20 protein-coding genes are annotated in these 21,040 nt (G+C 67.8%); 8 read left to right on the top strand and 12 right to left on the bottom strand.

Annotated features, from left to right (window positions below; all coding sequences use genetic code 11):
- The first annotated feature begins 113 nt into the window (after positions 1-113).
- The 4 genes from ACL58G_RS21200 to moaD all read left to right on the top strand — a co-directional run bounded on the left by ACL58G_RS21200 (position 114) and on the right by moaD (position 4,643).
- On the top strand, positions 114-1,490 hold the full coding sequence (locus ACL58G_RS21200; RefSeq protein WP_440963051.1) for an L-serine ammonia-lyase: 1,377 nt from the start codon (positions 114-116) through the stop codon (positions 1,488-1,490).
- Between the two features lie 173 nt (positions 1,491-1,663).
- On the top strand, positions 1,664-3,145 hold the full coding sequence (gene thrC, locus ACL58G_RS21195; protein WP_440963050.1) for a threonine synthase: 1,482 nt from the start codon (positions 1,664-1,666) through the stop codon (positions 3,143-3,145).
- 23 nt (positions 3,146-3,168) lie between these two features.
- Positions 3,169-4,377 (top strand): molybdopterin molybdotransferase MoeA, encoded by a 1,209-nt coding sequence (locus tag ACL58G_RS21190; protein WP_440968080.1) that lies wholly within the window; start codon positions 3,169-3,171, stop codon positions 4,375-4,377.
- An 8-nt stretch (positions 4,378-4,385) separates the two neighbouring features.
- On the top strand, positions 4,386-4,643 hold the full coding sequence (gene moaD, locus ACL58G_RS21185; protein ID WP_413388529.1) for a molybdopterin converting factor subunit 1: 258 nt from the start codon (positions 4,386-4,388) through the stop codon (positions 4,641-4,643).
- Positions 4,644-4,797: 154 nt separating this feature from the next.
- Here moaD and dctP read toward each other — a convergent pair whose 3' ends face one another.
- From dctP to ACL58G_RS21155, 6 genes are all read right to left on the bottom strand, one after another.
- A complete protein-coding gene (gene dctP / locus ACL58G_RS21180; RefSeq protein WP_440963049.1) occupies positions 4,798-5,817 on the bottom strand; it encodes a TRAP transporter substrate-binding protein DctP in 1,020 nt (339 codons plus the stop codon).
- Positions 5,818-6,178: 361 nt separating this feature from the next.
- Positions 6,179-7,543 carry a M28 family peptidase gene (locus ACL58G_RS21175; protein ID WP_440963048.1) on the bottom strand — a complete coding sequence of 455 codons (1,365 nt, stop codon included), beginning with the start codon at positions 7,541-7,543 and terminating at the stop codon, positions 6,179-6,181.
- A 110-nt stretch (positions 7,544-7,653) separates the two neighbouring features.
- A complete protein-coding gene (locus ACL58G_RS21170; RefSeq protein WP_056129476.1) occupies positions 7,654-8,121 on the bottom strand; it encodes an MgtC/SapB family protein in 468 nt (155 codons plus the stop codon).
- Positions 8,122-8,198: 77 nt separating this feature from the next.
- Positions 8,199-9,158 carry an alpha/beta fold hydrolase gene (locus tag ACL58G_RS21165; RefSeq protein WP_413388532.1) on the bottom strand — a complete coding sequence of 320 codons (960 nt, stop codon included), beginning with the start codon at positions 9,156-9,158 and terminating at the stop codon, positions 8,199-8,201.
- Positions 9,155-9,358, bottom strand: a complete 204-nt coding sequence (locus ACL58G_RS21160) for a helix-turn-helix transcriptional regulator (RefSeq protein ID WP_440963047.1) — start codon at positions 9,356-9,358, stop codon at positions 9,155-9,157. The genes ACL58G_RS21165 and ACL58G_RS21160 overlap by 4 nt, the downstream gene beginning before the upstream one ends.
- Positions 9,355-9,756, bottom strand: a complete 402-nt coding sequence (locus tag ACL58G_RS21155) for a hypothetical protein (RefSeq protein WP_413346030.1) — start codon at positions 9,754-9,756, stop codon at positions 9,355-9,357. The genes ACL58G_RS21160 and ACL58G_RS21155 overlap by 4 nt, the downstream gene beginning before the upstream one ends.
- Before the next feature lie 130 nt (positions 9,757-9,886).
- On the opposite strand from ACL58G_RS21155, the gene ACL58G_RS21150 reads away from it, so the two are divergent.
- Both ACL58G_RS21150 and ACL58G_RS21145 read left to right on the top strand, forming a co-directional pair.
- Complete coding sequence (locus ACL58G_RS21150) at positions 9,887-11,143, top strand: TIGR03862 family flavoprotein (protein ID WP_440963046.1); 1,257 nt, start codon at positions 9,887-9,889, stop codon at positions 11,141-11,143.
- Positions 11,140-11,484: a YnfA family protein gene (locus ACL58G_RS21145; protein ID WP_413388535.1), complete on the top strand. Its 345-nt coding sequence runs from the start codon at positions 11,140-11,142 to the stop codon at positions 11,482-11,484. Before ACL58G_RS21150 ends, ACL58G_RS21145 begins: the two co-directional genes overlap by 4 nt.
- A gap of 29 nt (positions 11,485-11,513) precedes the next feature.
- On the opposite strand, the gene ACL58G_RS21140 is transcribed toward ACL58G_RS21145, so the two are convergent.
- The 6 genes from ACL58G_RS21140 to hpnC all read right to left on the bottom strand — a co-directional run bounded on the left by ACL58G_RS21140 (position 11,514) and on the right by hpnC (position 16,579).
- Positions 11,514-12,329, bottom strand: coding sequence for a head GIN domain-containing protein (locus ACL58G_RS21140; protein ID WP_440963045.1), 816 nt, complete (start codon positions 12,327-12,329; stop codon positions 11,514-11,516).
- A gap of 6 nt (positions 12,330-12,335) precedes the next feature.
- On the bottom strand, positions 12,336-13,163 hold the full coding sequence (locus ACL58G_RS21135) for a DUF1700 domain-containing protein (protein WP_413388537.1): 828 nt from the start codon (positions 13,161-13,163) through the stop codon (positions 12,336-12,338).
- Positions 13,164-13,185: 22 nt separating this feature from the next.
- A complete protein-coding gene (locus ACL58G_RS21130) occupies positions 13,186-13,317 on the bottom strand; it encodes a hypothetical protein (protein ID WP_413388538.1) in 132 nt (43 codons plus the stop codon).
- 240 nt (positions 13,318-13,557) lie between these two features.
- Entirely contained in the window at positions 13,558-14,898 is a 1,341-nt protein-coding gene (gene hpnE, locus ACL58G_RS21125; RefSeq protein WP_413388539.1) for a hydroxysqualene dehydroxylase HpnE, read from the bottom strand.
- Complete coding sequence (gene hpnD, locus ACL58G_RS21120) at positions 14,885-15,718, bottom strand: presqualene diphosphate synthase HpnD (RefSeq protein ID WP_413339138.1); 834 nt, start codon at positions 15,716-15,718, stop codon at positions 14,885-14,887. The genes hpnE and hpnD overlap by 14 nt, the downstream gene beginning before the upstream one ends.
- Positions 15,719-15,769: 51 nt before the next feature.
- Positions 15,770-16,579, bottom strand: coding sequence for a squalene synthase HpnC (hpnC, locus tag ACL58G_RS21115; RefSeq protein WP_440963044.1), 810 nt, complete (start codon positions 16,577-16,579; stop codon positions 15,770-15,772).
- A gap of 120 nt (positions 16,580-16,699) precedes the next feature.
- Between hpnC and ACL58G_RS21110 the strand changes: the two genes are divergently transcribed.
- Both ACL58G_RS21110 and ACL58G_RS21105 read left to right on the top strand, forming a co-directional pair.
- Positions 16,700-17,881: an efflux RND transporter periplasmic adaptor subunit gene (locus ACL58G_RS21110; protein ID WP_440963043.1), complete on the top strand. Its 1,182-nt coding sequence runs from the start codon at positions 16,700-16,702 to the stop codon at positions 17,879-17,881.
- Positions 17,878-20,982: an efflux RND transporter permease subunit gene (locus tag ACL58G_RS21105; protein ID WP_440963042.1), complete on the top strand. Its 3,105-nt coding sequence runs from the start codon at positions 17,878-17,880 to the stop codon at positions 20,980-20,982. Before ACL58G_RS21110 ends, ACL58G_RS21105 begins: the two co-directional genes overlap by 4 nt.
- Positions 20,983-21,040: the final 58 nt, after the last annotated feature.

Raw genomic sequence — 21,040 nt, 5'->3', positions numbered from 1 at the left:
TGAGCTGGCATTGCCGATTCAGTATGGATTCCCGCTGCCGCGGGAATGACGCTTTTTGAGGGCGGCGTCCACGAGACGTTCCAACAGCCCGCTACACAACAAGGAGACAGCTCATGGACATGAGCGTATTTGACCTGTTCAAGATCGGCATCGGCCCATCCAGCTCGCACACCGTCGGCCCGATGGTGGCCGCGCGCCGCTTCCTCGTCGAATGCGGCCCGCTCATCGATGTCGTGGGCGTGGAAGCACACCTGTACGGCTCGCTGGCGCTGACGGGCGTCGGCCACGCCACCGACAAGGCCGTCATCCTCGGCCTGATGGGCGAGACGCCGCAGGACGTCGACCCGGACACCGTCGAGGACAAGCTCGCGGAAGCGGAACTGGACGGCGTGCTGAACCTGCTCGGCACCAAGACTGTGCCGTTCACCCGCGGCACGGGGCTCGTGTGGCACAAGCAGTCCACGCTGCCGGACCACCCGAACGGCATGCGCTTCGTGCTGAAGCTGGCCGACGGCAGCGTCATCGAGCGCATCTATTATTCGGTCGGTGGCGGCTTCATCACGGCCCCGGGCGAAACGCAGGCGGCGCGCGAGACGGTCGCGGTGCCGTTCCCGTTCTCGACGATGCGCGAGCTGCTGGCGCAGGGCGAGCGCGACGGCCTGACGATCCCGGCCATGCTGCGCGCGAACGAGTGCGCGCGCATGACCAACGACGCGCTCGATGCCGGCCTGGACCGCATCTGGGCAGTGATGCGCAGCTGCATCGAGCACGGCCTCGTCACGGAAGGGGAACTGCCGGGCGGGCTGAACGTCAAGCGCCGCGCGGCGAAGCTGTGGCGCCAGGAGCAGGCGGCGCGCAACGCGACGAACCACCTGCCGCACGACGCCGTCAACCAGGTCAGCCTGTACGCGATGGCCGTCAACGAAGAGAACGCGGCCGGCGGCCGCGTGGTGACGGCGCCGACGAACGGCGCGGCCGGCATCATCCCGGCCGTGTTGCGCTACTACGCCGAGGATTGCCGTCCGACCGATGCGCGGCGCGGCATCCACGACTTCCTGCTGACGGCGGCCGCGATCGGCATGCTGTGCAAGAAGAACGCTTCCATCTCCGGCGCGGAGATCGGGTGCCAGGGCGAGGTCGGCGTCGCGTGCGCGATGGCGGCGGCGGGGCTCGTCGCCGCGCTGGGCGGCACCAACGGCCAGATCGAAAACGCGGCCGAGATCGGCATCGAACACCATCTGGGCATGACCTGCGACCCGATCGGCGGCCTCGTCCAGATCCCGTGCATCGAACGCAACGGCATGGGCGCGATCAAGGCGATCACGGCGGCGTCGCTGGCGATGAAGGGCGACGGCACGCACTTCGTCAGCCTGGACGACGTCATCGAGACGATGCGCCAGACCGGATTCGACATGCAGGCGAAGTACAAGGAAACGTCGCTGGGCGGCCTGGCGATCCACGTGGTGACGGTGAATCACGCCGCCTGCTGATTATTCGACGTCGGTGTCGTTCGCCCGTCGTAGGGTGGGCACCATGTGCCCACCACGCCGCACCGCACCATCATCGGCCGAAATAACAAAACAATATTCGGTAAAAAGACAATATTGCCCGTCCGGACTATAATAATTGTCCAACGCCAGCCAACCCCGATCTTTTCTACCGTATGCAATATGTGTCCACCCGCGCAACGAGCGCGTCCGCAGCACGTAATCCCCAACAATTTTCCGACATCCTGCTGGGCGGCCTGGCGCCGGACGGCGGGCTGTATCTGCCCGAACAGTATCCGCAGGTGACCGGCGCCGAGCTCGACGCCTGGCGCAAGCTGTCCTACGCGGAACTCGCGTACGAGATCCTGCGCAAGTTCGCGACCGATATTCCGGACGCCGACCTGAAGGCCCTCACGGCCAAGACGTACACCCCCGAGGTCTACAGGAACGCCCGCGCCGACGAGTCCGCCAGCCAGATCACGCCGCTGCGCATGCTGGAACAGTCGCCGGAACGCACCTTGATTCTGCAGGGCCTGTCGAACGGCCCGACGCTGGCCTTCAAGGACATGGCGATGCAGCTGCTGGGCAATCTGTTCGAATATGCGCTGGCGAAGAACGGCGACGAGCTGAACATCTTCGGCGCCACGTCCGGCGACACGGGCAGCGCGGCCGAGTACGCGATGCGCGGCAAGCGCGGCATCCGCGTGTTCATGCTGTCGCCGCACAAGAAGATGAGCGCGTTCCAGACCGCCCAGATGTTCAGCCTGCAGGACCCGAACATCCACAATATCGCCGTCGAAGGCGTGTTCGACGATTGCCAGGACATGGTCAAGGCCGTGTCGAACGACCTCGAATTCAAGGTCCGCCAGAAGATCGGCACCGTGAACTCGATCAACTGGGCCCGCGTCGTGGCGCAGGTCGTGTACTACTTCCGCGGTTACCTGAGCGCGACGACGTCGAACGACCAGAAAGTGTCGTTCACCGTCCCGTCGGGCAACTTCGGCAATATCTGCGCCGGCCACATCGCGCGCATGATGGGCCTGCCGATCGCGAAGCTGGTCGTCGCGACGAACGAGAACAACGTGCTGGACGAATTCTTCCGCACCGGGGTGTACCGCGTCCGTAAATCGTCCGAGACGTACCACACGTCGAGCCCGTCGATGGACATCTCGAAGGCGTCGAACTTCGAGCGCTTCGTGTACGACCTCGTCGGCCGCGACGCGGACCGCACGCACGCGTTGTTCCGCAAGGTCGACACGCACGGCGGCTTCGACCTGTCGGGGGCGCCGGGCAGCGACGGCGACGAGTTCAAGCTGGTCGCGAACTATGGCTTCCAGTCGGGCTGCTCGACGCACGAAGACCGTCTCGCGACGATCCGCGACGTGTTCGACGACTACGGCATCACCATCGACACGCACACGGCCGACGGCATCAAGGTCGCCCGTGAACACGTGGAGCCGGGCGTGCCGATGATCGTGCTGGAGACGGCGCTGGCCGCCAAGTTCAACGAGACGATCCTGGAAGCGCTGGGCACCGACGCCGCGCGTCCGGCCGGCTTCCAGGACATCGAGTCGCTGCCGCAGCGCTTCGTCGTCATGCAGCCGAACGTCGCCGAGATGAAGCAGTTCATCGCGGCGCACACGGGGCTGGACAAGTGAACCAGCCTGCACGCAAGCCGCTGATGCCGGTGCGGGAGGCGCTGGACGTCCTGCTGGCGGCGGCGCGTGCCGTCGACGGCGTCGAGGACGTCGACACGCTTGCCGCCAACGGCCGCGTGCTCGCTTGCGACCAGGTGTCGGGCTTGAACGTGCCGTCCGCGGACAACACGCAGATGGATGGCTATGCCGTGCGCGCGGCCGATTGCGCCAGCGGGTCGGCCACGTTGCGCATCGCCCAGCGCATCCCGGCCGGCACCGTCGGCCAGCCTTTGGTGCCGGGCACCGCGGCGCGCATCTTCACGGGCGCGCTGATTCCGGAGGGTGCGGATGCCGTCGTGATGCAGGAGCAGTGCGAGGCGAGCGGCGACCAGGTCACGATCAGGCACGCGCCCCGATCGGGCGAATGGATCCGCCGCGCCGGCGAGGACATCGTCGCCGGTTCCGTGATCCTGCCGGCAGGTACGCGGCTGCGCAGCCAGGAGCTGGGGTTGGCGAGTTCCGTCGGCCTCGCGCGCCTGCCCGTGCGCCGGCGCGTGCGCGTGGCCGTGTTCTTCACGGGCGACGAGCTGGCGATGCCGGGCGAGTCGCTGGCGCCGGGCGCCATCTACAATTCGAACCGTTTTACCTTGCGCGGGCTGCTGGACAACCTCGGCTGCGAGATCAGCGACTACGGCATCGTGCCGGATTCGCTGCGGGCCACGCGCGACACGTTGCGTGCCGCGGCCGCAGAGCACGACCTGATCATCACGTCGGGCGGCGTCTCGGTCGGCGAGGAAGACCATATCAAGCCGGCCGTGGAAGCGGAAGGGCGCCTGAACATGTGGCAGATCGCCGTCAAGCCGGGCAAGCCGCTGGCATTCGGCGAAGTGAACCGCGAAGGATCAGGCGCCGCGTTCTTCCTGGGCCTCCCGGGCAATCCAGTGTCGAGCTTCATCACGTTCCTGCTGTTCGTGCGGCCGTTCGTGCTGCGCCTGCAGGGCGTCACGGGTGGCGTCGCACCGAAGGCGATCCCGCTGCGCGCGGATTTCGACTGGACGAAGCCGGACCGCCGCAACGAATTCCTGCGCGCCCGCATCAACGACGCCGGCGGGCTGGACCTGTTCCCGAACCAGGGCTCCGGCGTGCTGACGTCGACGGTATGGGCCGACGGCCTGATCGACAACCCGCCGGGCCAGGCGATCGCGAAGGGCGACATCGTGCGCTTCATTCCGTTCGCGGCGCTGCAGTACTGAGAGATGTCATGAAGATCAATTTGCGATTCTTTGCCAGCGTGCGTGAAGCGCTGGGCACGTCGGGCGAGTCGGTCGACCTGCCCGAAGGTGTGGCGACCGTGGGCGCCGTGCGCGACTTCCTGATCGCGCGCGGCGGTACATGGGCCGAGGCCCTCGCGCACGAGCGCGCGCTGCGCATGGCGTTCAACCATGTGATGTGCGAGCCGGGGACGCCGGTGCTTGAAGGCGGGGAAGTTGCGTTCTTCCCGCCGGTTACGGGCGGCTAAGCCACGCGGGTGTGTGTTACCCTGCTCCAGATCAGCGTCGCCCCCGCGCAGGCGGGGGCCCAATTACGTAGCGGTGCCGCATGGTTTGCAGTACTGCTCGCTTTACTTGGGTTCCCGCCTTCGCGGGAACGACGGTTTCAGGTTATGGGGCCCTTCAGACGATCGTCTTCTCCGCCAGCGCCAGCAGCTTCGCGCAATTCGCATTGCGCTCCCCGTAGTCGCGCCACGCCGTCGCGCGTGCCAGCTCCTGCCATTTGCGCAGCGAGTCCTGGTTCAGGTCCACCGTGCGCCCGCCGGCACCCTGGAACAGCGCGGCCACGGCCGCATCGTCCTGCTGGGCCGACTTGCGCGCGAACGCTTCCAGGTCGGCGCCCACCGACAGCAGCACGGCCTGCTGGTCCTTCGGCAGGCGCTCGAAGGCGGTACGCGACATCAGCAGCGGCTCCAGCATGAACCAGTAGGTGCCGCCGCGCGCGGTTGTCACGGACTTGCTCACTTCGTCGAGGCGGAACGAGATCAGCGACGACGACGACGTCATGGCCGCGTCGAGCTGGCCCTTTTCCATCGCGCCCTTGATGTCGTTCGACGGCATCGTCACGACGGTGGCGCCGGCTTCCTTCAGGATCATGTCCATTTCTGGCGAGCCGCCGCGTACCTTCAGGCCGGCCGCGTCTTCCGGATCGACGATCGGCTTGCCGCGCGACGCCATGCCGCCGGCCTGCCAGATCCAGCTCAGCATGATCAGGCCCTTGTCGGCCAGTACGCGATTGAATTCCTTGCCGATCTCTTCGTTCTTCCAGGCATAGCCCTGTTCATACGACGTGACGAGGCCGGGCATCAGGCCGATGTTCACTTCCGGGAGGTCGGCGCCGGCGTACGACAGCGGCACCAGCGAGATGTCCAGCGCGCCCTTGGCCAGGGCGGGGATCTGCGCATCGCTCTTCATCAGGGTGGAGCGGGGGTAGATCGAGAATTTGACTTTGCCTTTGGTCCGGCGCTCCGTCTCGGCCGCGAACATGCGGCACAGGCGGTCGCGGAAATCACCTTCGGCGACACTGCCGCCGGGGAATTGATGGGAAATCTTGAGGTTCGTGGGCTGGGCCCATGCAGCGTGTAACAAGAGCGGGCTGGCCGCAATTCCAACCAGCATTGTCCTACGGGTGATAACCGACATACACATCCTCCAAGATGATATTACGGACTACCTTACGAATCGTGGACGCCTCTTGACGACCGCCATGGGCGCACATCGTTCGAGCTTTTTACATTTTTTGTAGCCTATAAGAATAGGCTCAGCAGTGGCCTTGTCAAGAAAATATTGCGCCAAAAAACCATGCGGCGCAGCATAAACACAGGCTGCACAAGGGCGCCGTCAAGGGCGCAGTATCGCGCGGCAGAGTCGAGGAGGTGTGCGCCGGATCTGAAGTGCGGCGTGCTGCGGCGCCGCGAATGTGACATCCGTCGCCAGACGGCCGGCGGCGTTTTTTGACAGGGCATGCGGGGCGTGTCATGCGCCCTGCATGATGGGGCGGGGATCAGCGTGCGGGGAACGGATACGTGGCCGGGCTCACGTTGCCGTCCTTGTCGACGGCCTGCACGCCGAACAGCAGGTTGTCCTTGGACAGGTCGACGCGGTACGTCGTCACGTTGCCGACGAACTTCGATCCCTGCCACAGCGGCGCCGTCGTGTCGCGCCACACGATGCGGTAGCCGGCCAGGTCGGGTTCCGTGTTCGCCTGCCACACGAGGTCCGTGCCGTTGTCGAGGTTCGCCGTCTTCACCTTGACGTCCTGCGGCGCGGCCGGCGCCAGCGCCAGCGACGCGAGCGAGGCCGCGTTCACGCGCGCGACCTGGGCCACGTAGTCCGGATCGACGTATTCGACGAGGTCGCCGATCTTCTTGCCGTTCTCCGTGCGCAGGTCCTGGTGCTGGTGGTTGAAGTCCTCGTGCGGTTCCGTGAAGCGCACGGCCGCGTAGCCGGCGTCGAGGAACGGGCTGTGGTCGCCGCCGCGCAGGTAGCGGTCGCGCCGGTAGATGATGTTCACCTTGAAGTTCGGGACATAGCGCTCGCCCGTCTCCTTGACGTGGCGCGCGAGCTGGCGCGTGATCGAGTCGTTCTCGCCGCCCGTCTGGAGCAGGGTGCGCAGCGCCGGCGTCGTCTCCTTCACTGGCGGGACGCCTTCCGCGAACAGGCGCACCTCCGCATTATCCAGCTTGCCGTTCTCGTCGTGCGAGCTGCCGATGATGTCGTTGTTCAGCATGCCCGCGATGTTCATGCCGGCCGCTTTCGCCTTCGCCGCGTAGTCGCCGGAGCCGTACAGGCCTTGCTCTTCCGCCGCGACGGTCATGAATACGAGCGACGCGTCGAACTTGTGGCGCGACATCACGCACGCCATCTCGATGACGGCGGCGGTGCCCGAGGCGTCGTCGTTCGCGCCCGGCGCGTCGGCCGTGGTGTTCATCACGTCGGTCACGCGCGAATCGTAATGGCCGCTGACGACGTAGTAGCGGTCCTTCGACGCCGGCTGCGTGCCGGGCAGCGTGGCCACCACGTTGACGATCTCCGTCGGGCGCGTGATGCGGTTGGCGACGGGGTGGACGTGGCTCTGGAACTGCACGTCCAGCCTGCCGGCGCCGCAGCGTTCCAGCTCGGCCTTGATCCAGCGCCGCGCGGCGCCGATGCCGCGCGTGTTCGATTCGGTCTCGGACATCGTGTGGCGCGTGCCGAAGCTCACGAGTTTTTCGACGTAGGCGTGGATGCGCTGCGGCGAGATCTCGCGCACGATGGCGTCGACGTCGGCCTGGCGCGCGGGCAGCGTGGCGTCCGTGGGCGGCGCGGCATGGGCGCCGGCGCCGAGCAGCAGCAGGATGGGGAGGGCGGTCTTGTGAACGGGATGCATGGGACTCCTTGGCCGGTTGGGCTTTTTGTATGATGGGCGACGTGCGGATGCGCGGGCGTCGCCGCCATGCACTGTACCCGACGGCGGCAAACCGGGAAATCTTTACACCGTCAGGTCTTGGACCAGCGCCGCAGGATGGCGAGGATGACGAGGGCGAACAGCGTGGACAGCAGCGCCGTCGCTTCGCGGCCCATGCCCGCCGCGACGCCGAGTGCCGCCGTCAGCCAGATGCTGGCGGCCGTCGTGAGACCGCGCACGTCGTTGCGGTCGCGCTGCTTGAGGATCGCGCCGGCGCCGAGGAAGCCGATGCCCGCCGTGACGCCCTGCAGCACGCGCGACAGGTCTTCCATCTTCATGCCGGCCTGCAGCGGGATCAGGACGAACAGCGCGGAGCCCAGCGACACGAGCATGTGCGTGCGCAGGCCCGCGGGCGCGCCGACGGATTCGCGCTCCCAGCCCAGCACCCCGCCGAGCACCACCGCCACCAGCAGGCGGACGACGATGCGCACGATGCTCGCGCCGTCGCCGATGTCGGTGAATTCCTCGCGTACCGTGCCCCACACGTCGTCCCAGCTCATGTCATCTCCATCCTGCCGTCTCCCCGATATCGATGACGGTCATGATGCCAGCGCGGCCTTGACGGCGGCGCACGCACTTACAGCGTGTCGAGGAAGGTGCGGATCGCGGCGTTGACCGCGTGCGGCTGGTCGAACATCGCGAAGTGGCGCGCCGGCGCGACCGTCACCACCTGCAGTTTCGGCGTGCCTTCCATCAGCGCGCGGTAGTAGTCGGCCTTGGCGGCGGGCGTGAGGCCTTGCTGGCTGCTGTCCAGGTCCAGGTAGGGCACGATCGTCAGCACCGGGGCCTGGATCGCCTTGAGGCCGGGGCGCAGGTCGACGGTCACGACGTCGGCGGCCCACGTGCCGACCGACGCCGGATCGCTGCGCGCCGTCAGCCCGGCCAGCGCATCCGCTTTGGCCATGTCCATCACGCCGATCGTGCGCATATAACCCTGCTGCTGTTGCGCGAACCGCGCCGGCGGCTGGTTGCCGACCTGGGCGCGCATCCGCTCGGCGAATTGCGCGCGCTGCGGTGGCGTCATGTCTTCCGCGCCGGGCATCACGGGCAGGCCGTCGATGCTGACGATGCCGCCGACCGCGGACGGCTTGTCCTCGGCGACCGCCAGCGCGAGGATGCCGCCCAGGCTGTGGCCGACGATGACCGGCTTGTCGAGCCGGCGGCTCGCGATCAGTTCCTCGACGGCGGCGCGCGCGGCCGCGAACGGCGCGGGGCCGGCCGGCGGGCGGCCGTCGAAGCCGGGCAGGGTCAGGACGTAGACGGCGTGGTCCGGCGCGAAGGCGCGGATCGTGTCCTGCCACACCCAGCTGCCGCTCGCGAGGCCCGGAATCAGGATCAGCGCGCGGCCGCCGTTTCCCGCCTTGCCGTGGCGTTCGACCAGCACGCCGCCCACTTCGAAGCGCTCGGCCGGCGCGATGGTGGCGGCGTAGCGGTTGGTCTCCGGCGCCGCATCGGCGGCGCGGCTCGGGTGGCCGGCGCTCATGCACAGCGTGACGACGATGGCGGCGAACAGTGCTTGGTTGCGTACGAGGTTCATGCGGTCTCCTGGTCGGGGAAGAAAATGGATTCGATCGGTTGTTCGAACAGTTTCGCGAGCGCGAAGGCCAGCGGCAGGCTGGGGTCGTAGCGGCCCGTCTCGATGGCGATGACGGTCTGGCGCGAGACGTCCAGCAGCTCGGCCAGGTGCGCCTGGCTCCAGCCGCGCGTCGCGCGCAGGTCGCGGATGGCGTTCTTCATGATTCGACGGCCCGGCGGGCGCGCAGCGACAGGATGGTGCTCGCGACACCCCAGCTGACGCCCATCACCATCCACACGCTGAACATCGACAGCTTCGGGAAGCCCGCCGTCTCGAGGAAGCCGTAGCTGAACGTGACCGCGCCGGTGATTCCGAACGCGAGCGCCAGGCTTTCCAGCAGGCGCATGCGCTGGTATTCGTCGATGCGGGCCACGTGGCGGGCGATGGCACGGATCATCAGGCAGAAACCGATCATCGGCGACAGCAAGGCGGCAGTGCGCAGCACCCCGTCGTCCAGCGGCCGGCCGTACCGGATCGACGCGAGCAGCAGCACGACATACACGGCGATGGCCGTCAACAGATCGCTGCGGTAGGCCCGGCCGACACGTTTCTCATGCATCACACACCTCCTCGTGTAAAGTATGCTTTACATCGTAGGACGGGTTCGTGGCCATGTCAAGCTTCCTTTACATCCATTTTTGTCCCCCGTTCGACTACAATGCTCGCCTCCGTTGTCTACTGTCGCCGCCATGTCCGAGCCCACCGAAACCCGTCCCCATCGCGCCATCGTCATCGGCGGCGGCCCCGCCGGCCTGATGGCGGCCGAGGTGTTGTCCGCGGGCGGCGTGCGCGTGGACCTGTACGATGCGATGCCGTCCGTCGGCCGCAAGTTCCTCCTGGCCGGCAAGGGCGGCATGAACATCACGCATGCGGAGCCCTACGACGCGTTCGTCGGACGCTACGGCGCCCGCGCCGATGCGGTGAAGCCGTGGCTGGACGCGTTCCCGCCGGCGCAGTTGCGCGAATGGATCCACGGCCTTGGCGTCGACACGTTCGTGGGGACGTCCGGCCGCGTGTTCCCGGCCGACATGAAGGCCGCGCCGCTGCTGCGGGCGTGGCTGCACCGGCTGCGCGAGGCGGGCGTCGTGTTCCACATGCGCCACCGCTGGACGGGTTGGCGCGATGGCGCCCTGATGTTCGCCACGCCCGATGGCGAGGCGGCCGTGCGGACGACGGGCGCCGCGACCGTGCTGGCGCTGGGCGGCGCGAGCTGGGGGCGGCTCGGGTCCGACGGCGCATGGGTGCCGTTGCTGGCCGCGCGCGGCGTGGACGTGGCGCCCCTCGTGCCGGCCAATTGCGGCTTCGACGCCGACTGGTCGGCACACTTCGCGCAGCGTCACGCGGGCGCGCCGCTGACGACCGTCGCGCTGGCGCTGGCGGGCGGCCCGTTCCGCAAGGGCCAGTTCGTCGTCACCGCGACCGGCGTCGAGGGCAGCCTCGTGTATGCGCTGTCGGCAGGCATCCGCGACCGCATCGCGCAGGATGGCCAGGCGACCGTGCTGCTGGACCTGCTGCCCGACCATGACCCGCGGCGCGTGCTGGACGAGGTGACGCGGCCGCGCGGCACGCGCTCGATGTCCAGCCATCTGCAGAGCCGTCTCGGCATCAAGGGCGTGAAATCGGGGCTGCTGCACGAGTGCCTGGGCAAGGCCGACTACGCGGACCCCGTCAAGCTGGCGCGGGCGCTGAAGGCGTTGCCGCTCGTGCTGAAACGTCCGCGCCCGATCGATGAAGCGATCAGCAGCGCGGGCGGCGTGCGTTTCGGCGCGCTCGACGGCGCCATGCTGCGCGGCCTGCCGGGCGTGTTCGCGGCGGGCGAGATGGTCGACTGGGAAGCGCCGACCGGCGGCTATCTGTTGACGGCCTGCTTCGGCAGCGGGCGCGCGGCCGGACGCGCGGCGCTGGAGTGGCTCGGGTCGCGCGCCGGCGCGGCGCTGGGGACATGATGGCCGGGTCGGGTCTGGCCCGGACGTTCGGGCTCTACTTTGCCACCGCGATCGCGGAACTGGTCGGCTGCTATCTGCCGCTGCTCTGGTGGACGGGCAAGGGCGGCGTCTGGCTGCTCGCGCCCGCGGCGCTGAGCCTCGTCATGTTCGTGTGGTTGCTGACGCTGCATCCCGCCGCGGCCGGCCGGGTCTACGCGATGTACGGTGCGGTGTACATCGCCACGGCGCTCGGATGGCTGTGGCTCGTCGATGGCCTGCGGCCGACGTGGACGGATATTGCGGGCGTCGCCCTGGCCCTGTGCGGCGCGGCGGTGATCGCGCTGGGGCAGCGCGCGGCGTGATCGCCGGGGCGCGCTGCCGCCGGCAGCCGTCAATCCTTGTCGTCGAAGCTGACCGTCGCGCTGCCGTTGCGGCTGACGGAGCGTTCGTCCGGATTGCCGAAGACGCGCGCGTCGCCGCTGCCGGTCAGGTCCGCATGCAGGCGCTTGCGCGCATACACGGCGCTGTCGCCGGAACCCTGCTGCGCCAGGTCGACCTCGTCGGCGCGCAGGTGCCGTGCATCCAGGTCGCCGGACCCGCGCAGCTCCGCGTGCAGCGCGCGCGTCGAACCGACGAGCGTGAGGCGGCCGCTGCCGATGACGGCGGCATCCACCGTGTCGCTCGTGCCGCCCGTGAGTTCCATGTCTCCGCTGCCGTGGATCGCGGCCATGATCTCGCGGTAGCGGCCGTTGAAGCGCATGCGGCCGGAACCGTCGAGCGCGACGTCGAGATGGTCGCCCGCGAAGCCGCTCACGGTGTGCTCGCCGTTGCCGTTGATGCTGAGGGATTCCAGCGACGGCAGGGTGACCGTCACCTCGATCGGCGTCCGGTGGCGCAGCAGGATGCCGCGCGGGCCGATGTGCAGCATGTCGCCGTCGACGGTCGTGTCGATGTTGGCCAGCAGGCGCTGCTCGCCCCGCACTTCCAGCGATGGCGTCGGGCCCTGGCGCAGGGTCAGGTTGACGGGGCCGGACAGGTCGACCTTGGCAACCGGCTGGGCTAGCGTGCGGCGCTCGGTGGTGAGCAGGCGGCCGCCCGGGTTCGATGGGCCATTCGTACCGTGGGCGCGCAGCATGCTGTACGAGACGCCGATCAGCAGGAAGGCGATGAGGAGCAGGGTGAAGCCCACTTTGAGTAATGCGCACATGGTGGCTCAGCTCCCCTTGAGCAGGGAACGGTTCATCTGGAGGTAGCGCTTCAGGCCGATGAAGGTATAGCGCGTGATCACGAGGGACAGCAGGAACAGCGCGATCCCGCCCAGCACGAGGCCGAAGCCGAACAGCGTCTGCGTCGTGCGCGATTCCGCGTCCATCTCCGTGCTGATGCGCACCGTGCTGTCCGCGAGCGCCTCGGCGCTGCGCATGGCGCGCGAGCGTTCGAGACGGCTGCTCCGGTCGCTTTCCGCGTCCGGGCCGGCGGGCGGCAGCGGGTCCGCGACCTGCGGGCGTTCCTGCGTGACGTTGATGCCGTGGCTGCCGATCTCGATGCGCATCTGGCGCCCGCGCCCGTCGTCGTCGATGGTGACGAAGCGGCTCGGCCAGTCCAGTACGAGTTCGTTGGCGCCGGCCAGGCCGCTCGCCGTCGTCGCGATGCCGGCCAGGTAGAACGTCAGCGCGCACACGTACAGGGCGAACAGCAGCGCCGAGTAGACCATCGCGGGCACGATCATGAACAAATTGAAGATGGCCAGGCCGACGGCGGATATGGCGACGCGCAGCACGTTGGCCGGGTTCGTCTTCTCGGCGAACCCGTTCGCCGGGTTCTTCTTCTCCGCGAACGCGTTCAGGTGGGCGCTCGCGCGCAGGGTCATGGCGATCTTCGTCGGATCGTCGAGCTCGCGCGCCACGTCCGGCTCGCCCCGTCCGGCGGCGACGCCGTCGACGAAGCGCTGCTCGTAATAGGCCAGTGTCCTGGCCTGGACGTCGGGTGGCAGGCCCAGCATGGCCCGCTTGAGCGCCTCGAGGTATTCCAGTTTGCCCATCGTTACTCCTGGCAGGGCGGTATTAATTTCGGCCAAGCAACAGCATGGCGTTCAGTGCCGGATCGGGGGCCTCGCCCGCGTGCACCAGGGCGATCGTCGCGGCCGCCACGACGGCCAGCAGGGCAAGGGTACGTACGCCGAGATGGATGTTCATTTGCATTTCCGCTAACACTCGTTTCGATGTTGCTACTGTACGGATCCGGGACGGCGTGCGCCACCGGGGTGCGACAGGCTGCGGAAAATGCGGGGCAGGGTGCGATCAGGCGGGATGACCGGCTGCCCCAGCGCGTCGTTCCCGCGCCGGCGGGAACCCGATTTCGTCGGCCCTGGACGCAGAACCTGGACCTCCGCCTGCGCGGGGATGACGGTCTCGAGGCCGCGGGCTTCTGGCCGCTCATCGTCCGACTCCTGTGATGACATTGGCTGCGGCCACCCCGCTGCGCACCGCCGCCTCCAGCGTGGCCGGATAGTCGCAGGCCGTGTAGTCGCCCGCCAGCGCGAGGCCGGGCAAGTCCGTGGCGTTGGCCGGGCGGTCCAGCGCGGGGGAACACGCGAACGTGGCGCGCTTTTCCGTGATCACGCGGCTCCACTGCGGCGTCGCGAGGCCCGGCTGCGCGAATGCAGCGGCCAGTTGGGCGGCCACGCTTGCCGCCAGCGCATCCTGGCCCATGTCTCCGGCCGGATCCGCGCCGCTGACCACGACGGCCAACAGACCGTCCTGGCCGGGATCGAGCTGGCCGCGGTCGAACACGAACTGGCCCCAGCGGTTGTCATGCGGCGCGTCGGCCAGCGCGCAGAACGGCAGCGGCAGGCGGACCCCGGCCGCGTATTGCAGGTACACGGTGGCGATCGGTTCATAGGCCAGCGCATCGAGTCGGGAGACGATGCCGGCGGTGCCGTCGAGAGGCCGCAGCAGTGCCGCCGCCTGCCACGGCGGGGCCGCCAGCACGACGGCGTCGAACGTCTGCACGTCGGCGCCCGCGTGCACGCTCCACGTGCCGCCGTCGGGGCCCAGCGCATCGATGCGGCGGCCCGTGTGCACGGCGGCGCCGCGGCTTTCCAGGTAGCGGCGCGCCGCTTGCGGGAACAGGGCGTCGAGCAGCACGCGCGGAATCAGCATGTCGGACGCGGCGCGCTTTGCGCCAAGGCTGTCGCGCAGCACGGCCAGGAAGACCTGGGCGGACGCGCGTTCCGGCGGCGTGTTCAGCGCCGCCAGGCACAGCGGGCGCCACATCAGGCGATTCAGGCGTTCGGTCTGGTCGTAGCGGACCAGGAGTTCCGCCACGCTGCAGTCGTTGTGCAACTGCCAGCCCATCCAGCGCGCGGTCGTCGTGAAGCGGGCGAGGGCCAGCTTGTCGGCGCGGTCCAGGCCACGGGCGCGCAGCAGCGCGACGAGCATGTGCAGGGGCGCGGGCAGGCGCGGGGCGACGAAGTCCATGCCGTCGCCGCCCGCCGGGTAGCGCATCTGCAGCGGCAGCCGCAACAACGCCTGTTTCGGGTCGACGCCCACGCGGCGCATCAGGCGCAACGTATCCGCATAGGCGCCCAGCATGATGTGCTGGCCGTTGTCGAGCAGGCGCCCGTTCGTCTCGATCGCGCGGGCGCGGCCGCCCAGCGTGCGCGCGGCTTCGAACAGGGTGACGCCGCAGCCCGCGTCCAGCAGCGCGACGGCCGCCGCGCATCCCGCCCAGCCGCCGCCGACGACCGCGACCTGCCGTTTCTCAGCCGCGGACATACGTCTTCCACGCGAGCCACAGCTTGCGCAGCGGCGTCAGGGAGATCTTCTGGGTGAGGACGTGGAAGCCGTCGCGCTCGATCTCGTCGAGCAGCGTGCGGTAGATGGCGGCCATCATGAGGCCGGGGCGCTGCGCGCGCCGGTCTTCCTGCGGCAGCAGCGCGAACGCGTCGTCGTACAGCTGTTGCGCGCGGGCGGCCTGGAATGTCATCAGCGCTTCGAACTTCTCGCTGTGGCGCGCGTTCAGCAGGTCGGCCGCCGTCACGCCAAACTGCTGCAGTTCGTTGACCGGCAGGTAGATGCGGCCCTTGCGCGCATCCTCGCCCACGTCGCGGATGATGTTCGTGAGCTGGAACGCGAGACCCAGCGTCTCCGCGTACTTCAAGGTCTGCGGATTGGTCACCCCGAAGATGCTGGCCGACAGGATCCCGACGACGCCCGCCACGTGCCAGCAGTATTTCTTCAGGTTCGGGTAGTCGAGGTAGCGCGACTGGTCGAGGTCCATTTCCATGCCGTCGATGATGGCCTGCAGGTGTTCCTGTTTCAGGTCGTACGGCTGGATGTGCGGCTTCAGCGCCAGCATCACGGGATGCGTGGGCGTGCCCGAATACATCTGCGCGACCTCGTTGCGCCACCATGCCAGCTTGATGCGCGCGACCGACTGGTCGGTGGCTTCGTCGACCGTGTCGTCGACTTCCCGGCAGAACGCGTACAGCGCCGTGATCGCCCGGCGCCGCTCGGGCGGCAGGAACAGGAAGCTGTAGTAGAAGCTGGAGCCGCTTTGCGCGGTCTTTTGTTGGCAGTATTCGTCGGGGGACATAATTAGGTTGTTATTGCGCGGAGCAAGTCCGCTATCTTAGCCGATGAGGCGTTACATACGTAGTGCGCGCCAGCCTACCGTGAGCCAGTCGAGGCGTTTCAGGCGCGGACGGCGCCGGAACACGTCGTAATCCACGCGTTCGATCGCTTCCAGGATGCGCATGCCGCCCTGGACGACCATGCGCAACTCCCAGCCGATGCGGCCCGGCAGGCGGGTGGCGAGCGGCGCGCCTTCCAGCATCAGTGCGCGCGCCCGGTCCACCTCGAAGCGCATCAGCGCACGCCAGGCGGGGTTCATGCGGCCCTCCTCGATGACGTCCTGGGTCACGCCGAAGCGAACGAGATCGTCCAGGGGCAGGTAAATGCGGCCCTTGGCGATGTCGATGGCGACGTCCTGCCAGAAGTTGATCAACTGGAGCGACGTGCAGACGGCGTCCGACTCGCGCAGGCTCGTCGCGTCGTCCACGCCGTACAGCCCCAGCATCAGGCGCCCGACCGGATCGGCGGAGCGCCGGCAGTAATCCAGCAGGTGCGGGAAATCCGGGTAGCGCGTCGTGACGACGTCCTGCTTGAAGGCCGAGAGCAGGTCGCGCAGCGGCTGCAGGGGCAGCCTGTATTCCGCCAGCACGGCGGCGAGGCGCTGGAACATGGGCTCGGCCGGGGGCTTGCCGGCCGCGATGGCGTCCAGCGCCGCCTCGTACGCCTGCAGGGCGGCCAGGCGTTCGGCCGGGGTGGCGTCGCCCTCGTCGGCGAGGTCGTCGGCGCTGCGGGCGAACGCATAGATCGCCTCCACCGCGGGCACGAGGCGGCGGGGGAGGAGGATCGACGCGACAGGGAAGTTTTCGTAATGGTCGACGGCCATGCGACTCTGTAGATTGCTGACTCTAAAGTCATTTACTGGCGATAATTGCATGATTATAATTGCTAGGCTAAATCCACGACAGTGCCTCGCCGTCCCGGCCGGGCCACCATGAGGAAAACAATGCGTGCTTTTTCGTTCGCCGTTCCTTTGACCCTGGTCCTGGCCGCCGTATCGCTGGCAGGCTGCTCCCGTAACGACACCCCCGCCGAAGACGTACGCCCCGTGCGTGCCCTCACGCTCGCGACGGGCACGGTCGGTTCGTCGGCGGAGTTTTCCGGCGACGTCCGGCCCCGTTACGAATCCCGCCTCGGTTTCCGCGTCGGGGGCAAGATCAGCGCCCGCAAGGTGGACGTGGGCACGGTCGTCAAGCGCGGCCAGGTGCTGATGCAGCTCGATCCGCAGGACCTCCGGCTCGGGCAGGCCCAGGCCCAGGCGAACCTGCGCGCGGCGCAAACGACGTACGAGCTGGCGCGCGCGGACCTGAAGCGCTACCAGGACCTGCGCGGCCAGAGCTTCGTCAGCCAGGCGGTGCTCGACCAGAAAGTGGCGGCCGCACGCTCGGCGCAGGCGAACGTGGAGGCGGCGCGCGCCGCGTCGAGCGAGCAGGCCAACCAGACGGGTTATGCGAACCTCGTTTCCGACACGGACGGCGTCGTGACGGGCATCGATGCGGAAGTGGGCCAGGTCGTGCAGGCCGGCACCCCGGTCGTGCGCGTGGCGCGGACGGACGAGAAGGAAGTGGTGATCGGCGTGCCGGAAGACCAGGTCGACGAGCTGCGCAAGGTGAGCACGGTAAAGGTCCGGCTGTGGGCGGATCCGGACCGCGGCATTCCGGGCAAGATCCGCGAAGTGGCGCCGGTGGCCGATCCCGCCACGCGCACGTACACCGTGAAAGTGGCGATCCCGGCGCAGGAAGACATCCGCCTCGGCATGACCGCCGTCGTCCAGCTGGCGCATGCGAACACGGGTACCGCGATCAAGGTGCCGCTGTCCGCGCTGTACCAGAACAAGGGCGCGACGTCGGTGTGGGTAATCGAGAACGGCGCCGTACACCTCGTGCCCGTGCAGGTCGGCGGCGTGTCCGGCAACGACGTGGTGCTCGCGGGCGGCGTGAAGCCGGGCCAGACGGTCGTCACGGCCGGCGTGCATCTGCTGAAGCCAGGCCAGAAAGTGAAGGTGCTGACCGCGGACGTCGCGCGCCGCGGCGATGCGGAGGCGGAAGCGACCGGTGCCCGGGGGGCACCGGTCGGGGGCCCTCAGGAGGTTTCACCGGTCGGGGGCCCTCAGGAGGTTTTGAAATGAGAGGCTTCAACCTGTCGCGCTGGGCGCTGGAAAACATCCCGCTGACCCGCTACCTGATCGCCGCGCTGCTCATCGGCGGCATCATCAGCTACGGCGAACTGGGCCAGGACGAGGACCCGCCGTTCACCTTCCGCGTGATGGTCATGACCGCGTACTGGCCCGGCGCCACGTCCGTGCAGATGGCCCAGCAGGTGGCGGACAAGCTCGAACAGAAGCTGCAGGAGACGCCGCACATCGACAAGCTGCGCAGCTTTTCCAAGCCGGGCGAGACGACGATCATCATCGAACTGAAGGAATCCACGCCGCCGGCGGAGGTGCAGGGCGTGTGGTACCAGGTGCGCAAGAAAGTCGGCGACATCGCGGGGACCCTGCCGCCCGGCGTGATCGGGCCGTTCTTCAACGACGAATTCGGCGACACGTACGGCTCCATCTTCGCGCTGTCGGGCGACGGATTTACCTATGCCGAGATGCGCGACTACGCCGATTTCGTGCGCCAGCAGCTGCTCGCCGTGCCGCTCGTGTCGAAGGTCGAGCAGTTCGGCGTGCAGCAGGAAAAAGTCAACATCCTGTTCTCGCAGCAGAAGTTCGCGCAGCTGGGCATCCCGTTCGAGCAGATCGTGAACCAGATCGCCACGCAGAACGGCATCGAGTCGGCCGGCGTGCTCGTGACGCCGCTGGAAAACCTGCAGGTGCGCGTTACCGGCGGCCTGAAGACCGTCAAGCAGCTCGAGGACCTGAGCCTGCGCGCGGGGAACACGACGTTCCGCCTCGGCGATTTCGCAAGAGTCGAGCGCGCGTACGAGGATCCGCCGCACGACAAGATGCGCTTCAACGGCAAGGACGTGATCGGCCTGGGCGTGTCGATGGAGAAGGGCGGCAATATCATCGAGCTGGGCAAGGGCCTGGAACAGACGGTCGAACGCATCCGCAGCCAGCTCCCCGTCGGCATCGAACTGGAGCGCGTGTCGAACCAGCCCGCCGCCGTCACGGCGTCCGTCAGCGAATTCATGCACAGCCTGATCGAGGCCGTCGTCGTCGTTCTGGTCGTGTCGTTCGTCGCGCTCGGCCTGCACACGAAGCCGAAGCTGCGCCTCGACGTGCGCCCCGGCCTCGTCGTCGCGCTGACGATTCCCCTCGTGCTGGCCATTACGTTCCTGTTCATGCGCGTGTTCGACATTTCGCTGCACAAGATCTCGCTGGGTGCGCTGATCATCGCGCTGGGCCTGCTCGTGGACGACGCCATCATCGCCGTGGAGATGATGGTGCGGAAGATGGACGAGGGCATGTCGCGCTTCGACGCGGCCACGTTCGCGTACACGTCGACCGCGTTCCCCATGCTGACCGGCACGCTGATCACGGCGGCCGGCTTCCTGCCGATCGGCCTCGCGAAATCGGCGGCCGGCGAGTACACGTTCTCGATGTTTTCCGTGAACGCGATCGCGCTGCTCGTGTCGTGGGTCGTCGCCGTCACGTTCACGCCCTACATCGGTTTCATCCTCCTGCGGGTAAAACCTCACGGCGACGGGCACCACGACGTGTTCGACACGCCGATGTACCAGCGCTTCCGCCGTCTCGTCGACCGCTGCGTGGAATGGCGCAAGACGACGATCGTGCTGTCGCTCGCCGTGTTCTTCCTGGGCGTGTTCGGCTTCAAGTTCATCGAGAAGCAGTTCTTCCCCGATTCGAGCCGCCCCGAACTGATGGTCGAGATGTGGGCGCCGGAAGGGACGAGCTTCGCCGTCAACGAGGCGCTGGCCAAGAAATTCGAAGCCTTTGCCCGCGCGCAGCCGGAGACGGACAGCGTGACGTCGTACATCGGCACGGGCAGCCCGCGCTTCTACCTGCCGCTGGACCAGATCTTCCCGGCGTCGAACGTGTCGCAATTCGTCGTGCTGCCGAAGAACGTCCATCAGCGCGATGCCCTCAAGCGCAAGATCGAGGACAGGTTCAAGTCGGACTTCCCCGAAGTGCGCGGCCGCGTCAAACTGCTGCCGAACGGGCCGCCGGTGCCGTACCCGGTGCAGTTCCAGGTGATGGGGCCGGACATCGGCGTCGTGCGCAAGGTCGCCGACCAGGTGAAGGAGATCATGATCGCCAACCCGAACACGGTGGGCGTGAACGACAACTGGAACGAGTCCGTGAAAGTGCTGCGGCTGGAACTGGACCAGGACAAGATGCGCGCGCTGGGCGTCACGTCGCAGACCGTGCGCCGCACGATCGCGACCCTCCTGTCGGGAACGACGGTGGGCCAGTTCCGGGAAAGCAACCGACTGATCGACATCGTCGTGCGCCAGCCGCTGGACGAGCGCTCGAACATGTCCGTGCTCGCCAACACGAACGTGCCGACGCCGTCCGGCAGGGCCGTGCCGCTGTCGCAGCTGGCGCGCATCGAATTCGTGTGGGAACCGGGTGTCGTGCAGCGCTACGGGCGCGAGTGGGCGATCATGGTCCAGTCGGACGTCGTCGAAGGCGTGCAGGGACCGACCGTGTCCGACCAGGTCAATGCGAAACTGGACGCGCTGCGCGCGAAGCTGCCGGCCGGCTACCGGATCAAGCTGGAAGGCGCGGCCGCGAACAGTTCGACGGCGGAAGACTCGATCTCGGCGAACGTCCCGCTGGTGCTGTTCATCGTGTTCACCCTGCTGATGCTGCAGCTGCACAGCTTCTCGCGGTCCGTGATGGTCTTCCTCACCGGGCCGCTGGGCATCGCGGGTGCCGCGATGGGGCTGCTGCTGTTCAATGCGCCGTTCGGCTTCGTGGCCAACCTTGGCGTGATCGCGCTGTTCGGCATGGTGGTGCGCAATTCCGTGATCCTCGTCGACCAGATCGAAAAGGACATCGCGGCCGGGCACCCGGCGTGGGAAGCGATCGTGGAAAGCGCGGTGCGGCGGTGCCGGCCGATCCTGCTGACGGCCGCCGCGGCGGCGCTGGCGATGATCCCGCTGTCCCGTTCCGTGTTCTGGGGCCCGATGGCGATCGCGATCATGGGCGGATTATTGGTCGCCACGGCGCTCACGCTGTTGTTCCTGCCGGCGCTGTATGCCGCATGGTTCCGGGTAAAGCGGCCGGTGCACACCCGGGAGGCGGTCGTAAATCCTTGAAATATCGGGCGATTTGATACGATTTAAAATCTGCCCAATGGTGTCAGAAAATCCAGTA

The organism is Massilia sp. GER05 (genome assembly GCF_052056005.1).
Classification (GTDB): domain Bacteria; phylum Pseudomonadota; class Gammaproteobacteria; order Burkholderiales; family Burkholderiaceae_D; genus Telluria; species Telluria orientalis.
This window is presented reverse-complemented; position numbering and strand designations above follow the sequence as displayed.

Excerpts from the sequence above, each read along its gene's own strand:
- hpnD (WP_413339138.1), bottom strand. The coding sequence starts at position 15,718 with ATGTCCCCCGACGAATACTGCCAACAAAAGACCGCGCAAAGCGGCTCC.
- thrC (WP_440963050.1), top strand. The coding sequence starts at position 1,664 with ATGCAATATGTGTCCACCCGCGCAACGAGCGCGTCCGCAGCACGTAAT.
- ACL58G_RS21105 (WP_440963042.1), top strand. The coding sequence starts at position 17,878 with ATGAGAGGCTTCAACCTGTCGCGCTGGGCGCTGGAAAACATCCCGCTG.
- ACL58G_RS21145 (WP_413388535.1), top strand. The coding sequence starts at position 11,140 with ATGATGGCCGGGTCGGGTCTGGCCCGGACGTTCGGGCTCTACTTTGCC.
- ACL58G_RS21135 (WP_413388537.1), bottom strand. The coding sequence starts at position 13,163 with ATGGGCAAACTGGAATACCTCGAGGCGCTCAAGCGGGCCATGCTGGGC.
- ACL58G_RS21110 (WP_440963043.1), top strand. The coding sequence starts at position 16,700 with ATGCGTGCTTTTTCGTTCGCCGTTCCTTTGACCCTGGTCCTGGCCGCC.
- ACL58G_RS21170 (WP_056129476.1), bottom strand. The coding sequence starts at position 8,121 with ATGAGCTGGGACGACGTGTGGGGCACGGTACGCGAGGAATTCACCGAC.
- moaD (WP_413388529.1), top strand. The coding sequence starts at position 4,386 with ATGAAGATCAATTTGCGATTCTTTGCCAGCGTGCGTGAAGCGCTGGGC.
- hpnC (WP_440963044.1), bottom strand. The coding sequence starts at position 16,579 with ATGGCCGTCGACCATTACGAAAACTTCCCTGTCGCGTCGATCCTCCTC.
- hpnE (WP_413388539.1), bottom strand. The coding sequence starts at position 14,898 with ATGTCCGCGGCTGAGAAACGGCAGGTCGCGGTCGTCGGCGGCGGCTGG.
- ACL58G_RS21140 (WP_440963045.1), bottom strand. The coding sequence starts at position 12,329 with ATGTGCGCATTACTCAAAGTGGGCTTCACCCTGCTCCTCATCGCCTTC.
- ACL58G_RS21150 (WP_440963046.1), top strand. The coding sequence starts at position 9,887 with ATGTCCGAGCCCACCGAAACCCGTCCCCATCGCGCCATCGTCATCGGC.
- ACL58G_RS21160 (WP_440963047.1), bottom strand. The coding sequence starts at position 9,358 with ATGAAGAACGCCATCCGCGACCTGCGCGCGACGCGCGGCTGGAGCCAG.
- ACL58G_RS21200 (WP_440963051.1), top strand. The coding sequence starts at position 114 with ATGGACATGAGCGTATTTGACCTGTTCAAGATCGGCATCGGCCCATCC.
- ACL58G_RS21155 (WP_413346030.1), bottom strand. The coding sequence starts at position 9,756 with ATGCATGAGAAACGTGTCGGCCGGGCCTACCGCAGCGATCTGTTGACG.
- ACL58G_RS21175 (WP_440963048.1), bottom strand. The coding sequence starts at position 7,543 with ATGCATCCCGTTCACAAGACCGCCCTCCCCATCCTGCTGCTGCTCGGC.
- dctP (WP_440963049.1), bottom strand. The coding sequence starts at position 5,817 with ATGTCGGTTATCACCCGTAGGACAATGCTGGTTGGAATTGCGGCCAGC.
- ACL58G_RS21165 (WP_413388532.1), bottom strand. The coding sequence starts at position 9,158 with ATGAACCTCGTACGCAACCAAGCACTGTTCGCCGCCATCGTCGTCACG.
- ACL58G_RS21190 (WP_440968080.1), top strand. The coding sequence starts at position 3,169 with ATGCCGGTGCGGGAGGCGCTGGACGTCCTGCTGGCGGCGGCGCGTGCC.
- ACL58G_RS21130 (WP_413388538.1), bottom strand. The coding sequence starts at position 13,317 with ATGAACATCCATCTCGGCGTACGTACCCTTGCCCTGCTGGCCGTCGTG.